Raw genomic sequence first — 14,331 nt, 5'->3', positions numbered from 1 at the left:
GATGCTGGGAGGCGCGATGAACACGACCCGTTCCGGCCGACCGGCCCTCACCCGCCCTGACGGCACCGCCCTGCGCGTCCTCGTGGTGGACGACGACCCGGACCTCTCCGAGGTGCTCACCGGCGCCCTGCGCTACGAGGGCTGGCAGGTGCGTGCCGCCGCCGACGGCGCCGCCGCCCTCGCCGCCGCGCGCGAGCTGAGGCCCGACGCCGTCGTGCTGGACGTGATGCTGCCCGACATGGACGGCTTCACCGTGCTGCGCCGGCTGCACGAGACCCAGCCCGAGGTGTGCGTGCTCTTCCTCACCGCGCGGGACGCGGTCGAGGACCGGATCGCCGGGCTCACCGCGGGCGGCGACGACTACGTCACCAAGCCCTTCAGCCTGGAGGAGGTCGTGGCCCGGCTGCGCGGACTGCTGCGCCGCGCCGGCATGGCCCGCCGTCCGGAGCCGGAGGAGGACCCCGGGCTGGTCGTCGGCGACCTGGTGATGGACGAGGACGCCCGCGAGGTGACCCGGGCCGGCGAGCTGATCGAACTCTCGCCGACCGAGTTCGAGCTCCTGCGCTTCCTGATGCGCAACCCCCGGCGCGTCCTCAGCAAGGCGCAGATCCTCGACCGGGTGTGGTCCTACGACTTCGGCGGCCGTGCCCATGTGGTCGAGCTGTACATCTCCTACCTGCGCAAGAAGATCGACGCCGGCCGGGAGCCCATGATCCACACGGTGCGCGGGGCCGGGTACGTACTGAAACCGGTGACCGGGTGAGGCCCGGTCGCCTGCTCGCCCGGCTGCCCCGCTTCCGCACCCTGCGGGCCCGGCTCACCTTCGGCCTGGTGGTGCTGCTCGCGGTGAGCTGCGCCGCGGTCGGGGTGGCCGCCGTGGTCGAGCTGAACGGCTTCCTCACCCAGCGCCTGGACGAGCAGCTCGCCCAGGTCGGTACCCGGTTCCCGGAGAGCCTGGAGCACCACGGCCAGCTGCCCGACGACCACGACGGGGACGAGACGGCCGACACCCGCCGGATGGCCACCGGCACCTTCGGTGCCTGCCTGCGGCGCGGCGTCGTCACGGACAGGGGCCTCATCCGCTCCGGCGACCTCTCCGTCGACCTGAACATCGCTCTGAGCGCGCGGGACGCCGAACGCCTCGCCCGGATCCCGGACGACGGCCGCCCGCACACCGTCGAACTCTCCGCCCTGGGCCACTACCGGGTCGTCGCCACTCCCGGCCGCGACGGCGACGTGCTGATGGCGGGGCTCCCGCTGAAGCCCGTCGAGGCGGCCGTGCACCGCCTGGAGGTGGTCGCCGGGATCGTCTTCGGCCTCGCCCTCGTGACGGCCGGGGTGAGCGGCGCCCTCTGGGTCCGCTGGTCCCTGCGGCCCCTCGGCCGGGTCACCGCCACCGCCACCCGGGTCGGCGAACTCCCGCTCGCCAACGGCGTGGTGGCACTGCCCCCGCGCGCGCCCGTCGCCGACCCGCACAGCGAGGTCGGCCAGGTCGCCACGGCCCTCAACGGCATGCTCGGCCACGTCGAGGACGCGCTCACCAAACGGCACGCCAGCGAGGAGCGGCTGCGCCGGTTCGCCGCCGACGCCAGCCATGAGCTGCGCACCCCGGTCGCCTCGGTGCGGGGCCACGCCGAACTGGGCCTGCTGCACCCGGGCCCGGTGCCGCCGGAGGTCACCCGGGCGCTGGAGCGCATCGCCGCCGAGTCCTCGCGGATGGGCCTGATGGTGGACGACCTGCTGCTGCTCGCCCGCCTTGACGCGGGGCGCCCGCTGGAGCGCGGCCCGGTCGACCTGACCCGGCTGGTCCTGGACGCGGTCACCGACGCACGCGCCGCCGGTCCCGGCCACGGCTGGGTCCTGGACCTCCCGGAGGACCCGGTCACGGTCACCGGCGACGCCCACCGCCTCCACCAGGTGCTGGCCAACCTGCTGGCCAACGCGCGTCTGCACACACCGGCCGGCACCAAGGTCACCGTCACCCTGGACCCCCGGCCGGGCGCCGTGCTCCTCTCCGTCCACGACGACGGCCCCGGCATCCCCGAGGACCTGCGCTCCGGCGTCTTCGAACGCTTCACCCGAGCCGACCACCGCCGCCACGGCGACACGACCGCCACGGGGGCCGGACTGGGACTGTCGATCGTGGCGGCGGTGGCGGAGGCGCACGGCGGGACGGTGGCGGTGCAGAGCGCGCCGGGGTCCACGACGTTCACGGTGCAGTTGCCGGCCGGGTGAGGGCCAGGTGAGCGGGCCGGGGCGCGGCGGCCTCAGTACCGGCTGACACCGGTGGCGCCGCCGGACGTCCCGATGACGATGTGCGGCGACTGTCCGGGCGCCACCCACTGGAGGATCCGCCGCATGGAGTCCTCCGGCACCGACACACAACCGGCTGTCGCCCCGGCCCCGTTGACGTGCAGGAAGATCCCGGCCCCCCGGCCCCGCACCGGCCGGTGGTAGTTGAACCCCACGACGAGCCCGTACGCGTACTGCCCGCCGTACGCGCTCAGGTGCTCCGCCTCCGAGGCCCGGCAGTCGCCCGGCAGCGGATCCGTCCAGCGGTTGTACGACGAGGAGGCGTTGTCCTGGCACCACCAGGAGCTCTCCTTCACCGCCCGGTACGAGATCCTCGTGCCGGCCGGCGCCGCCTCGACCCCGAATCCGAACGGAAGGTCGTACAACCCGGTCGGCGTCGTGTCCGTCCCCTGTGTGCGCGAGTCCCCCTCGGTCAGCCCTTTCGCCCCGAACCGCGCCGGCGCGGAACCGGCCCGCGTCCAGGTGCCGCCGCGCAGGTCCCACCAGGTGACCGTGCCCGTCGTGGAGGTGGTGCCGGGCGCCTGCGCGATGATCAGCTGGGTGCCGCCGCCGGTGTCCGCCAGCCGCGCGGGCAGTGGAGCCGGTACCGGCCCGCGCGGCGCGGGCGCGGCCCCGAGCAGGCCGAGCACGGAGACGGACACGAGGCTGGCGACGACACCGGGGCGCATGCTCAGACGCTAGACGGGGGCAGCGGCAACGGCAGTCCGGGCAGTCCGTCCAGGCTCCTGGCGATGTGCTCCTTCCCGGTGAAGCAGTCGTTCAAGAGGCGTCGTCCTCCCGCGCGAAACGCCGCTCGTGCAGATCGCGGTCCTCCTCGTACGCCGTGCGGGGGACGGGGTACCCGCAGGTGTCCCGGATCAGCTCGGCGTGCACGACGATGACCGCGCGCAGCCCGTGCGAGCGCGCGTCGGCGCCGGGGAAGCGGGCGAGCAGGCCGGGCGGGCGCGGGTCGTCGCGGAAGACCGGCTCGCCCCGGCCGTGCACCCGCACGGCGTTCGGCGGGCCCTCGACGGACCGTCCCCGGAACTCCGCCGGCTGTCCCGGGATATCCGTGTCACCCGGAGGGGTGATTGACGAATCATGCGGAACCCTGCATACTCATGCATGTCAGCGAATGCACTGTGAGGAGAAAACCCGTGACCGAGCGCGTCGTACTCGCCTACTCAGGCGGTCTGGACACCTCCGTCGCCATCGGCTGGATCGCCGAGGAGACGGGCGCCGAGGTCATCGCCGTCGCGGTCGACGTCGGCCAGGGCGGCGAGGACCTGGACGTCATCCGCAAGCGCGCCCTCGCGTGCGGTGCGGTCGAGGCCGAGGTCGCCGACGCCAAGGACGAGTTCGCCGACGAGTACTGCCTCCCGGCGATCAAGGCCAACGCCCTGTACATGGACCGCTACCCGCTGGTCTCCGCCCTCTCCCGGCCGACGATCGTCAAGCACCTCGTCGCCGCCGCCCAGAAGCACGGGGCCACCACGGTCGCCCACGGCTGCACCGGCAAGGGCAACGACCAGGTCCGCTTCGAGGCCGGCATCGTCGCCCTCGCCCCCGACCTGAAGTGCATCGCCCCGGTCCGCGACTACGCGATGACCCGGGACAAGGCGATCGCCTTCTGCGAGGCCAAGCGGCTCCCGATCGCCACCACCAAGAAGTCCCCCTACTCCATCGACCAGAACGTCTTCGGACGCGCCGTCGAGACGGGCTTCCTGGAGGACATCTGGAACGCCCCGATCGAGGACATCTACGAGTACACCTCCAACCCCGCCGTCGCGCGCGAGGCCGACGAGGTCGTCATCAGCTTCAAGCAGGGCGTCCCGGTCGCCATCGACGGCAAGCCGGTGACCGTCCTGCAGGCCATCCAGCAGCTCAACGAGCGCGCGGGCGGCCAGGGCATCGGCCGGATCGACATGGTCGAGGACCGCCTGGTCGGCATCAAGTCCCGCGAGGTCTACGAGGCCCCCGGCGCGATCGCCCTGATCACCGCCCACCAGGAGCTGGAGAACGTCACGGTCGAGCGCGAGCTGGCCCGCTACAAGCGCCAGGTCGAGCAGCGCTGGGGCGAATTGGTCTACGACGGCCAGTGGTTCTCCCCGCTCAAGCGCGCCCTGGAGGGCTTCATCGACGAGGCCAACCAGCAGGTCGACGGCGACATCCGGATGACCCTGCACGGCGGCCGCGCGGTCGTCACCGGCCGGCGCTCCGAGTCGTCCCTGTACGACTTCAACCTCGCCACCTACGACACCGGTGACACCTTCGACCAGGCGGCGGCCAAGGGCTTCATCGACATCTACAGCCTGTCGTCGAAGATCGCCGCGCGGCGTGATCTCGCGGGCCGGGCCTGACGCGGCTCCGCTCCGACCCCTTACGGGTCCCCCTCGCACGCATCCGCCTGACAGCCGCCTCCCCACCTGCAAGGGTGGGGAGGCGGTGGCACAGAGACATCTTCCGAGGAGCAACGCAGTGAGCAGCAACAGCGGTGACGTACGGCTCTGGGGCGGCCGTTTCGCCGACGGTCCCGCCGAGGCCCTGGCCAAGCTGTCCGCGTCCGTCCACTTCGACTGGCGGCTCGCGCCCTACGACATCGCCGGCTCGCGCGCCCATGCCCGCGTGCTGCACAAGGCCGGACTCCTCACCGAGGACGAGCTGGCCCGCATGATCGCCGGGCTCGACCGGCTGGAGGCGGACGTCGCCGACGGCTCCTTCACCGGCACCATCGCCGACGAGGACGTGCACACCGCCCTGGAGCGCGGTCTGCTGGAGCGCCTCGGCCGGGACCTCGGCGGCAAGCTCCGCGCCGGCCGGTCCCGCAACGACCAGGTGGCCACCCTCTTCCGGATGTACCTCAGGGACCACGCCCGGATCATCGGCGGCCTGATCGCCGATCTCCAGGAGGCCCTGATCGGCCTGGCCGAGGCCCACCCGGACGTGGCGATGCCCGGCCGTACCCACCTCCAGCACGCCCAGCCGGTGCTCTTCGCCCACCATGTCCTCGCCCACGTCCAGTCCCTGTCCCGGGACGCGGAGAGGCTGCGCCAGTGGGACGAGCGCACGGCGGTGTCGCCGTACGGCTCGGGCGCCCTCGCGGGCTCCTCGCTCGGTCTGGACCCGGAGGCGGTGGCCGCCGACCTCGGGTTCGAGCGCGGCAGCGCCGCCAACTCCATCGACGGCACGGCCTCCCGGGACTTCGTCGCTGAGTTCGCCTTCATCACCGCCATGATCGGCGTGAACCTCTCCCGGATCGCCGAGGAGATCATCATCTGGAACACGAAGGAGTTCTCCTTCGTCACCCTCCACGACGCGTTCTCCACCGGCTCCTCGATCATGCCGCAGAAGAAGAACCCGGACATCGCGGAGCTGGCCCGGGGCAAGTCCGGCCGCCTGATCGGCAATCTGACCGGTCTGCTGGCCACACTCAAGGCGCTGCCCCTCGCCTACAACCGCGACCTCCAGGAGGACAAGGAGCCGGTCTTCGACTCCTGTGATCAGCTGGAGATCCTGCTGCCCGCCTTCACCGGCATGATGGCCACCCTCACCGTCCACCGTGAGCGCATGGAGGAACTGGCCCCGGCCGGCTTCTCCCTCGCCACCGACATCGCCGAGTGGCTGGTGCGCCAGGGCGTTCCCTTCCGGGTGGCCCACGAGGTCGCGGGGGAGTGCGTCAAGGCCGCGGAGGCCGAGGGCAAGGAGCTGGACGAGCTGACGGACGAGCAGTTCGCCAAGATCTCCGCCCACCTCACCCCCGAGGTCCGCACCGTCCTGAACGTCCCCGGCGCCCTGGCCTCCCGGGGCGGGCGCGGCGGCACGGCCCCGAGCGCGGTGGCGGTGCAGCTGGCCGAGGTGAAGGCGGACGTGGCGGCGCAGCAGGAATGGGCGCGGGCCGTGAAGTAGCGGTGCGGCAGGGGCACCGGGCGGCGGCGCGTGCGGCCGCCCCCGCGCGGGCGCGAGCGGCGACGGCCCACCCGCGGCCGCGCGACAACCGCGCGCCCCGGGCTCCTGGGCGATTCGCGGGGCCTCGCGGGTTACGTTGGTCGGAAGCCGAACCGGAGCCGACCCAACGGAGCCCGCGATGCCCTTCGCCCGTCTGGCGACCGCCACCACCCCGACCTGTCACATCGGCCTCGGTCTCGCCGCCGTCGGTCGCCCCGGCTACATCAACCTCGGCCGGGACGGCGACCTCGGCGAGGACCGCAGCGTCGAGGCGCTGCGCACCCGCACCCATGAACTCCTCGACGCCGCCTACGCGCAGGGGGTCCGCTACTTCGACGTCGCCCGCTCCTACGGCCGTTCGGAGGAGTTCCTCGCCCAGTGGCTGGCGGCCAACCCCGGCGCCGACGACGTGGTCGTCGGCAGCAAGTGGGGCTACACCTACACCGCCGACTGGTCCACCGACGCCGAGCGGCACGAGGTCAAGGACCACACGGCGGCGACGTACGAGCGTCAGCGCGCCGAGACCGACGCCCTGCTCGGCGACCGGCTCGACCTCTACCAGATCCACTCGCTCACCCCGGACAGCCCGGCCCTCACCGACAAGGAACTCCACGCGAGGCTCGCGGAGGCCGCGGCCGGGGGACTGACCATCGGGTTCTCCACCAGCGGCCCCCGGCAGGCGGACACCGTCCGCGCCGCCCTCGCGGTGACGGTCGACGGCGAGCCCCTCTTCCGCACCGTCCAGTCGACGTACAACATCCTGGAGCACTCGGCCGCCCCCGCCCTCGCCGAGGCCCATGACGCCGGCCTGACCGTGATCGTCAAGGAGGGCATGGCCAACGGCCGGCTCGCCGGTCCGAACGCCCCCGAGGCCCTGAGGTCGATCGCCGCCGAGGAGGGACTCGGCTGCGACGCCGTCGCCCTCGCCTGGATCCTGCGCCGGCCCTGGGTGGGCGTCGTCCTCTCCGGCGCCGCGACCCTGACCCAGCTCTCCTCCAATCTGCACGCCCCCGCCGTCGACCTGGACGCGGACCGGATGACCCGCCTCGCCACGCTCACCGAGGAGCCGCGCGCCTACTGGGAGCGACGCGCGCAGCTGCCCTGGCACTGAGCGAAAACGCCCACCGGTCGAGAGCCTTCACCGGTCGAGAGCCCTCACCGGTCGAGAGCCCCCCGGCCGAGGGTCGCGCCGACCCCTCTGACCAGCGACGATGAGTCGCGCATGGCCATAATGAGACAAGAATGTCTCACATGGGTTATCCTTGTTTCATGGCCCTGGACCGAGACCACGTACTGCGCAGCGCCGCCGCCCTGCTGACCCGTAAGTCCACCGCGACCATGGACGAGGTCGCCAAGGCCGCCGGGATCAGCCGGGCGACGCTGCACCGGCACTTCGCCGGACGCGACGCGCTCGTCCGGGCGCTGGAGGCGCTCGGTATCGCCGAGTGCGAGGCGGCGCTGGACCGGGCCCGCCCGGAGCAGGGGTCCGCGACCGACGCCGTACGCCGGCTGGTCCGTGAGATCCAGCCGGCCGCGGGACTGCTCGCCTTCCTGTACGGCGAGAGCCAGCTGTGGGAGGGCGACCGGCAGAACGACGGCTGGCAGCGCCTGGACAGCCGGATCGGCGCCCTGTTCCAGCGCGGACAGCAGGACGGCGAGTTCCGCATCGACCTGACCCCGGTCTGGCTCACCGAGGCGCTGTACGGCCTGACCGCGTCCTGCGCCTGGGCCACCCTGGACGGCCGCGTGGCCGCCCGCGACTTCCCGACCATGGTCGCCGAGCTGCTGCTCGGCGGCGCTCTACGGAGAGAGGAATCATGACCAGCACCGTGCGGCCGGCGAGCGTGACGGAGGCGGAGAAGCGTCCGGGCCGCTGGCTCGCGCTCTGCGTCCTCGTCCTGGCCGTGCTGCTGGTGGCCGTCGACGCCACCGTCCTCGGCCTGGCGACCCCCTACATCAGCGAGGACCTGCACCCCTCCGGCACCCAGCTGCTGTGGATCGGTGACGTCTACTCCTTCGTCATCGCCGGCCTGCTGGTCTCCATGGGCAGTCTCGGCGACCGCATCGGCCGCAAGCGGATCCTGCTCTGCGGCGCCACCGCGTTCGGCGCGATCTCCGTGCTCAACGCCTATGCCACGACACCGGAGTTGATGATCCTGGCGCGGGCACTGCTCGGTGTCGCGGGCGCGACCCTGATGCCGGCCACCCTCGCCCTGATCCGCAACCTCTTCCACGACCCGCGCGAGCGCAGTCTCGCCGTCGGCATCTGGGGCGCGACGGCCTCGGCCGGTACGGCGGTCGGCCCCATCGTCGGCGGCTTCCTGCTGGAGCACTTCTGGTGGGGCTCGGTCTTCCTGATCAACCTGCCGGTGATGGCGGTCCTCGTCCTGGTCGGCATCCGCACCCTGCCCGAGTCCCGCAACCCGAACCCGGGCCCCTGGGACCTGGCCAGCGTGCTGCTGTCGCTCCTCGGCATGATCGGCCTGGTCTACGCCGTCAAGGAGGCGGCCACCCACGGCTTCTCCTGGCCCACGCTCGGCGCGGGTCTGCTGGGCGCGGGCGCGCTGTACGGCTTCGTGCGCCGTCAGCTGACCATGCCGGCCCCGCTGCTGGACATGCGGCTGTTCCGGCACCGCGGCTTCAGCGGCGCGGTGCTCGCCGACCTGCTGACCGTGCTCGGCATGTCCGGGCTGGTCTTCTTCCTCTCGCAGTACCTCCAACTCGTCCAGGGCCGCCACCCGTTCGAGGCGGGCCTCGCCGAACTGCCCGCCGCCGTCGGCGCGGTGGTGGCCGGACTGGTCGCGGGCAGCGCCGCCCGGCGCTTCTCGGTCCGCTCGGTGGTCTCGGCCGGCCTCGCCGCGGTCGGCCTGTCCCTGGCCGCGCTGACCTGTCTCGGCCAGGGCACGGGCTACCCGGTGCTCGGCGCCGCCCTGCTGGTGGTGGGCGTCGGCGCGGGCCTGTCCTTCACGGTCACGGCCGACGTCATCCTGTCCAGTGTCCCCAAGGACCAGGCAGGTGCCGCCTCCGCGGTCTCCGAGACGGCCTACGAACTGGGCGCCGCCCTCGGCATCGCCCTCCTCGGCTCCATCGTGACCGCCGTCTACAGCGGCTTCCGGGGACCGGCCGGCACCCCGCCGGGCGCGCACGACTCGCTGGGCGCGGCCGTGGAGGCGTCGGCCGGCCTGCCGCCGCGGACGGCCGAGTCCCTCCTGGACGCGGCCCGTGACGCGTTCGTCCACGGCCTCCACCTGGCCTCGGGCGCGGGCGCGGCGGTCCTGCTGGGCACGGCGGTCGCGGCATGGTTCCTGCTGAGGGGGCAGCGGCTGGAGAACGCCGGGTGAGCACCTCCCACCCGGCGGCCGCTCACCGCTTGTAGCCGAGCACCGTCATCATCCCGCTCTCCGAGTGGTACTGGTTGTGGCAGTGCAGCATCCACAGTCCGGGATTGTCCGCGTCGAACTCCAACACCAGCTTGCGGTGCGGCAGCACCAGGGCCGTGTCCTTGCGCGCGCCCACCGCGTCCAGCCCCGTCATCGCGAAGGTGTGCCCGTGCAGGTGCATCGGGTGCCACATGTCCGTCGCGTTGATGAGGGTCAGCCGCACCCGCTCCCCGGCGTGGATCTCGTGCCGCTGGCGGACGTCGTACGGCTTGTGGTCGAAGCCCCAGTCGAACTTCCGCATGCTGCCGGTGATCTTGATGCGCATCTGGCGGTCGGGGTGCCGCTCGGGCAGGGCCACCGAGTCGGCCGGCACCAGCCGCCGCGCGGGGACGCACTCGCCGTCCAGTTCCCGGGGGCGGACGTCCGGGGCGGGAAGGCTCTTCCCCTTGTCGGTGCGCAGGACCGCGAGCGCGCCGCCCTTCTTCCCCTCGGCGAGCGCCACGAGCGGGAAACAGCCGTCCTTGGCGGTCACCAGCACGTCGTACCGCTCGGACATCCCGAGGAGCAGGGCGTCGGTCTTCGTGTGCCGCACGGGGTAGCCGTCGGTGTGCGTGACCGTCATGGCGTGGCCGCCGAGCGAGACCCGGAAAGCCGTCTCCGAACCCGCGTTGACGAAGCGCACCCGGATGCGCTCGCCGGGACGGCAGCGGAACTCCTGGGGCTGGTGCGGCAGCCGCCCGTTGGCGAGGTAGTACGGATAGTCGACGCTGCCGCCCTCGCCGTGGAGCATGCGGCTGTGGGAGTCGTGCAGCACCCGGTTCGGGCCGCCCCCGGCCTTCGCGGGCGACGACGACTTCGCCTTTGCCGACCGGCTCGGGCTCGGGGAGGGGCTCCCGCTCGCGTGCGGGTGCTCCGGGCCCATGCCCATGCCGGCCATCCCGGAGCCGCCCGGCTTGAGCTGTTCGAGCACGCTGTCGGGGGTGGAGCCGTCCACGCCGTCCAGCCAGTCGTCCAGGACGACGATCCACTCCTTGTCGTAGGCGAGGGTCTCCTTGGGATCGTCCACGACGAGCGGCGCGTACAGCGCGCGGTCGGGCTGCATCCCGACATGGGAGTGGAGCAGATACGTGCCGGGGTGCTTCACGGTGAACCGGTAGCGGAAGTCCGTGCCGGCCGCGATCGGCCGCTGCGTCAGGTCCGGGACGCCGTCCATGTCGCAGCGCAGCCGCACCCCGTGGGAGTGCAGCGTGGTGGTGGTCGGCAGCCGGTTGGCGAACGTCATGTCCAGGACGTCGCCCGCGGTCACCCGGACCAGCGGCCCCGGCACCGTGTCGTTGTACGCCCAGGTGCGCACCGAGCGCCCGCCCAGGTCGAGCTTGGACTCCGCGGCGGTGAAGTGGTAGCTGCGGACGCGGCCCGCCCCGCGCTTCCGCTCGGCGGCGAGCACCTCCGGGTCCGACGGGTTGACGTACCCCTTGGGACCCGCCGGCACGAAGTTCCCCTCGATGCCCGCCCCGAGGGGACCGGTGTCCGGGTGGTGCGGACCGGAGCGGGTCTCGGGCCCCGAACCGGAGCCGCACGCCGCCAGGAGACCCGCGCCGACGGCTGCGATCGGGACACGGAGGAGGGTTCGCCGCGAAGGTGTATCCATGTCTGCATGAGACATGTTCTGTGGATCATGCGCTCGGGGGCGTAGGCCGAATGCCCCTGCCCCAGGGCAGATTCACACCGGCAGACGGACGAAAGCGGGCCGCCCCGGTACCACCGGAACGGCCCGCGGCCATCTGCTGCGCCGGACTCAGGCGGCCTTCGCCTTGGTGGCGTACATGTCGACGTACTCCTGCCCGGACAGCCGCATGACCTCGGCCATCACGGAGTCGGTGACCGCGCGCAGCACATAGCGGTCGCGGTCCATGCCGTCGTAGCGGGAGAACTCCATCGCCGGGCCGAACCGGACGGTGACCTTGCCGGGCCGCGGGATGCCGTTGCCGCCGGGCTGGAGCTTGTCGGTGCCGATCATGGCGAACGGCACCACCGGCGCGCCGGTCATCAGGGTCAGCCGGGCGATGCCCGTACGCCCCCGGTACAGGCGGCCGTCGGGGGAGCGGGTGCCCTCCGGGTAGATCCCGAAGACCTTGCCCTCCTCCAGGATCCGCCGGCCCGTCATCAGCGCGGCCACACCGCCGTTCGCCCCGTCCCGGTCCACCGGGATCATGCCGACCCCGGTGAAGAACCACGCCATCAGCCGGCCCTTGAAGCCCTTGCCGGTGACGTACTCGTCCTTGCCGATGAAGAACACCTGACGCTTCGTGACGATCGGAAGCACGATCGAGTCGATGAAGGTGAGGTGGTTTCCGGCCAGAATCACCGGCCCGTCCCCGGGGATGTTCTCCACGCCCTCCACCTGTGGGCGGAACATCAGGCGCATGATCGGTCCGAGCACTGCCTTGATGAGGCGGAAGCGGGACAACGGGTCCTCCGATGTCAGGGAGCGGTATGAATCTGTGGGTCACGGTCTGTGCAGGTGAGGACATTACTCGCGGCTCCGCCGGGAACGCACATCGGGGACGGGCCGTTCACCGAGGTCTTACGAAGTGTTGACATGGGTTTACCTGCGGTGACGTGCGGCGGACGGCGTGTGACGCCCTTGTGCCGATGTGACGGACATCGCTCCCTCCGTCCCCGTACGCGACAGCCCGTCACCTGCCCGCACACACGGGCCATACGCAGGCACCCGCGAGTTCGACGCGAAGCCGCCCTTCTGTCATATGCGCGCCCCTACGATCTCCCGGACTGATGAGCATCGGACCGATGAGCGAAGAAGACAGAAGACGGCAGGAGGCCGCCATGGGAACCGAGCGTACGAACGAGACGCAGCCACAACCGCAGGCCACGGGACGGCGGGCGCTGCTCGGCGCCGCGATGCTGGGCGCGGGCGGCGCGGTCCTCGGACTGTCCGGCACCGCACGGGCCGCCGAGGGTCCCGCGGCGAAGCGCACCGCGCGCGGGCTCAAGGGGCTGCCGGTGCCGACCATCGTCGGCCACCGCGGTGCCAGCGGCTACCGCCCCGAGCACACCTTCGGCTCCTACGAGCTGGCCCTCGACCTCGGCGCCGACATCGTGGAGGCCGGCGACCTGTGCCCCACGAAGGACGGCCACCTGGTCTGCCGTCACGAACCGGAGATCGGCGGCACCACCGATGTCGCGGACCACCCCGAGTTCGCCGGCCGCAGGACCACCAAGGTGCTCGACGGCGTCCCCACCACCGGCTGGTTCACCGAGGACTTCACCCTCGCCGAGCTGAAGACGCTGCGCGCGATCGAGCGCATCCCGGCCAACCGGCCGCACAACACCCTCTACGACGGCCGCTGGGAGATCCCCACCTTCGAGGAGGTCCTGCACTGGCAGGACGAGCAGACCCGCAAGCGCGGCAAGCAGGTCTGGATCTATCCCGAGACCAAGCACCCCACCTACTTCCGCAAGCTGGGCCTCGCCCTGGAGGAGCGGGTGGCCAAGCTGCTGCGCAGGCACGGCAAGGACACCCGCAACTCCCCGGTGATCCTGCAGTCGTTCGAGCCCACCAGCATCCAGAAGCTGAACCAACTGGTCGACAACCCGCTCGTGGTGCTGCTGTCCACGGCCGACAGCCGCCCCTGGGACTTCGTGGAGGCGGGCGACCCGCGCACGGTCGCCGACCTGATCACCCCCAAGGGCCTGCGGGAGATCGCCGGTTACGCACAGGGCATCGGCCCCACCCTGGACCTGGTCATCCCCAAGAAGGCGGACGGCTCCCTCGCCGAGCCCTCCACCCTGGTCTCCGACGCGCACCGGGTGGGCCTGATCCTGCACCCCTACACGATGCGCAACGAGAACCCCTTCCTGCCCACCGAGTTCCGCGAGGGCGGCGCGGCCGACGGCTACGGCGACCCCTTCGGTGCCTTCAGGACGTACTTCGCGACCGGCATCGACGGCGTCTTCACCGACAACGCCGACACCGGCGTCCTGGCCCGCGCCGACTTCCTGGGCTGACCCGCGCGCCTCCCCGCGCGCCGGCCCGCGGTCTCCCGGAAAGCCCCGGTCCGCCGGGGGCCACGGGGAGTCGGCTATGTCACAGGCGGTCCCCGCACGGCGAAGGTTGCCTCCCGCCGAGCGCGGGGATAGGAGTGTGGGGGAACCACAGGTGATCAGGTGAGCGGGAGGCGTGCGCACATGGGCATGAGCGTGACCATCTCGGTGGCGACCGGACAGGACGCGGAGGAGATCTTCCGCCTCCAGTACCTGTGCTTCCAGAGCGAGGCGCAGCTGTACGGCAACTACCGCATCGACCCGCTCGTCGAGACCCTCGACGCCGTCCGCCGCGAGATCGGCGTCGACTGCGTCTTCGTCGCCCGGCTCGGCGACGAGGTGATCGGCGCCGTGCGCGGCAGGATCGCCGAGGACGGCTCCGCCGCCATCGCCCGCCTCTGCGTGCACCCCCGCCTCCAGGGCCACGGGATCGGCGCCCGCCTGCTGCGCGCCGCGGAGGCCGAGCTGGCCCAGAAGCGCGGTGCCACCCTCTTCCGCCTGCAGACCGGCCACCGCAGCGAGGGCAACCTCCGCCTCTACCGCCGCGTCGGCTACGAGCCGGTGGGCAGGGCGAGGGGAACGGACGGGGTCGAACTGATCGTGCTGGAGAAGCCGGCGGTCACCTATGTGGCCACGGCCTGACCGGCGG

At 72.2% G+C, this 14,331-nt stretch carries 12 protein-coding genes and 1 pseudogene; 9 read left to right on the top strand and 4 right to left on the bottom strand.

Going from position 1 to position 14,331, the window contains the following annotated elements; translation table 11 throughout:
• The first annotated feature begins 16 nt into the window (after positions 1–16).
• Both VT52_RS04595 and VT52_RS04590 read left to right on the top strand, forming a co-directional pair.
• Positions 17–763 carry a response regulator transcription factor gene (locus VT52_RS04595; RefSeq protein WP_046423544.1) on the top strand — a complete coding sequence of 249 codons (747 nt, stop codon included), beginning with the start codon at positions 17–19 and terminating at the stop codon, positions 761–763.
• Positions 760–2,235, top strand: coding sequence for a sensor histidine kinase (locus VT52_RS04590; RefSeq protein WP_079174826.1), 1,476 nt, complete (start codon positions 760–762; stop codon positions 2,233–2,235). Before VT52_RS04595 ends, VT52_RS04590 begins: the two co-directional genes overlap by 4 nt.
• A gap of 32 nt (positions 2,236–2,267) precedes the next feature.
• Here the strand turns inward: VT52_RS04590 and VT52_RS04585 are convergent, their stop codons facing one another.
• Positions 2,268–2,981 (bottom strand): L,D-transpeptidase family protein, encoded by a 714-nt coding sequence (locus VT52_RS04585; protein ID WP_046423542.1) that lies wholly within the window; start codon positions 2,979–2,981, stop codon positions 2,268–2,270.
• A gap of 2 nt (positions 2,982–2,983) precedes the next feature.
• Positions 2,984–3,321: pseudogene (locus VT52_RS04580) on the bottom strand (pyridoxamine 5'-phosphate oxidase family protein); the annotation flags it as partial.
• A gap of 128 nt (positions 3,322–3,449) precedes the next feature.
• On the opposite strand from VT52_RS04580, the gene VT52_RS04575 reads away from it, so the two are divergent.
• From VT52_RS04575 to VT52_RS04555, 5 genes are all read left to right on the top strand, one after another.
• Positions 3,450–4,652, top strand: a complete 1,203-nt coding sequence (locus VT52_RS04575) for an argininosuccinate synthase (protein ID WP_046423540.1) — start codon at positions 3,450–3,452, stop codon at positions 4,650–4,652.
• 118 nt (positions 4,653–4,770) lie between these two features.
• The gene (argH, locus tag VT52_RS04570) at positions 4,771–6,198 is read left to right on the top strand and encodes an argininosuccinate lyase (protein WP_046423538.1); all 1,428 of its coding nucleotides are present in this window, start codon (positions 4,771–4,773) and stop codon (positions 6,196–6,198) included.
• A gap of 178 nt (positions 6,199–6,376) precedes the next feature.
• The gene (locus VT52_RS04565; protein WP_046423537.1) at positions 6,377–7,348 is read left to right on the top strand and encodes an aldo/keto reductase; all 972 of its coding nucleotides are present in this window, start codon (positions 6,377–6,379) and stop codon (positions 7,346–7,348) included.
• A gap of 158 nt (positions 7,349–7,506) precedes the next feature.
• Entirely contained in the window at positions 7,507–8,058 is a 552-nt protein-coding gene (locus VT52_RS04560) for a TetR/AcrR family transcriptional regulator (RefSeq protein ID WP_046423536.1), read from the top strand.
• On the top strand, positions 8,055–9,578 hold the full coding sequence (locus VT52_RS04555) for an MFS transporter (protein ID WP_046423535.1): 1,524 nt from the start codon (positions 8,055–8,057) through the stop codon (positions 9,576–9,578). The genes VT52_RS04560 and VT52_RS04555 overlap by 4 nt, the downstream gene beginning before the upstream one ends.
• 22 nt (positions 9,579–9,600) lie before the next feature.
• Here VT52_RS04555 and VT52_RS04550 read toward each other — a convergent pair whose 3' ends face one another.
• Positions 9,601–11,268 (bottom strand): multicopper oxidase family protein, encoded by a 1,668-nt coding sequence (locus tag VT52_RS04550; protein ID WP_046423534.1) that lies wholly within the window; start codon positions 11,266–11,268, stop codon positions 9,601–9,603.
• Between the two features lie 147 nt (positions 11,269–11,415).
• The gene (locus tag VT52_RS04545) at positions 11,416–12,036 is read right to left on the bottom strand and encodes a lysophospholipid acyltransferase family protein (protein ID WP_420856257.1); all 621 of its coding nucleotides are present in this window, start codon (positions 12,034–12,036) and stop codon (positions 11,416–11,418) included.
• 428 nt (positions 12,037–12,464) lie between these two features.
• Here VT52_RS04545 and VT52_RS04540 point away from each other — a divergent pair, with 428 nt between their 5' ends.
• Both VT52_RS04540 and VT52_RS04535 read left to right on the top strand, forming a co-directional pair.
• Entirely contained in the window at positions 12,465–13,646 is a 1,182-nt protein-coding gene (locus tag VT52_RS04540) for a glycerophosphodiester phosphodiesterase (RefSeq protein ID WP_046423533.1), read from the top strand.
• 180 nt (positions 13,647–13,826) lie between these two features.
• Positions 13,827–14,324 (top strand): GNAT family N-acetyltransferase, encoded by a 498-nt coding sequence (locus VT52_RS04535; protein ID WP_046423532.1) that lies wholly within the window; start codon positions 13,827–13,829, stop codon positions 14,322–14,324.
• Positions 14,325–14,331 lie beyond the last annotated feature (7 nt).

This window comes from Streptomyces malaysiense (genome assembly GCF_000980885.2).
In the GTDB taxonomy this organism is placed as follows: Bacteria; Actinomycetota; Actinomycetes; order Streptomycetales; family Streptomycetaceae; genus Streptomyces; species Streptomyces malaysiense.
This window is presented reverse-complemented; position numbering and strand designations above follow the sequence as displayed.

Coding starts and splice junctions, on each gene's coding strand:
- VT52_RS04545 (WP_420856257.1), bottom strand. CDS start 12,036: ATGTTCCGCCCACAGGTGGAGGGCGTGGAGAACATCCCCGGGGACGGG.
- VT52_RS04540 (WP_046423533.1), top strand. CDS start 12,465: ATGGGAACCGAGCGTACGAACGAGACGCAGCCACAACCGCAGGCCACG.
- VT52_RS04595 (WP_046423544.1), top strand. CDS start 17: ATGAACACGACCCGTTCCGGCCGACCGGCCCTCACCCGCCCTGACGGC.
- VT52_RS04585 (WP_046423542.1), bottom strand. CDS start 2,981: ATGCGCCCCGGTGTCGTCGCCAGCCTCGTGTCCGTCTCCGTGCTCGGC.
- VT52_RS04550 (WP_046423534.1), bottom strand. CDS start 11,268: ATGGATACACCTTCGCGGCGAACCCTCCTCCGTGTCCCGATCGCAGCC.
- VT52_RS04555 (WP_046423535.1), top strand. CDS start 8,055: ATGACCAGCACCGTGCGGCCGGCGAGCGTGACGGAGGCGGAGAAGCGT.
- VT52_RS04560 (WP_046423536.1), top strand. CDS start 7,507: ATGGCCCTGGACCGAGACCACGTACTGCGCAGCGCCGCCGCCCTGCTG.
- VT52_RS04565 (WP_046423537.1), top strand. CDS start 6,377: ATGCCCTTCGCCCGTCTGGCGACCGCCACCACCCCGACCTGTCACATC.
- VT52_RS04535 (WP_046423532.1), top strand. CDS start 13,827: ATGGGCATGAGCGTGACCATCTCGGTGGCGACCGGACAGGACGCGGAG.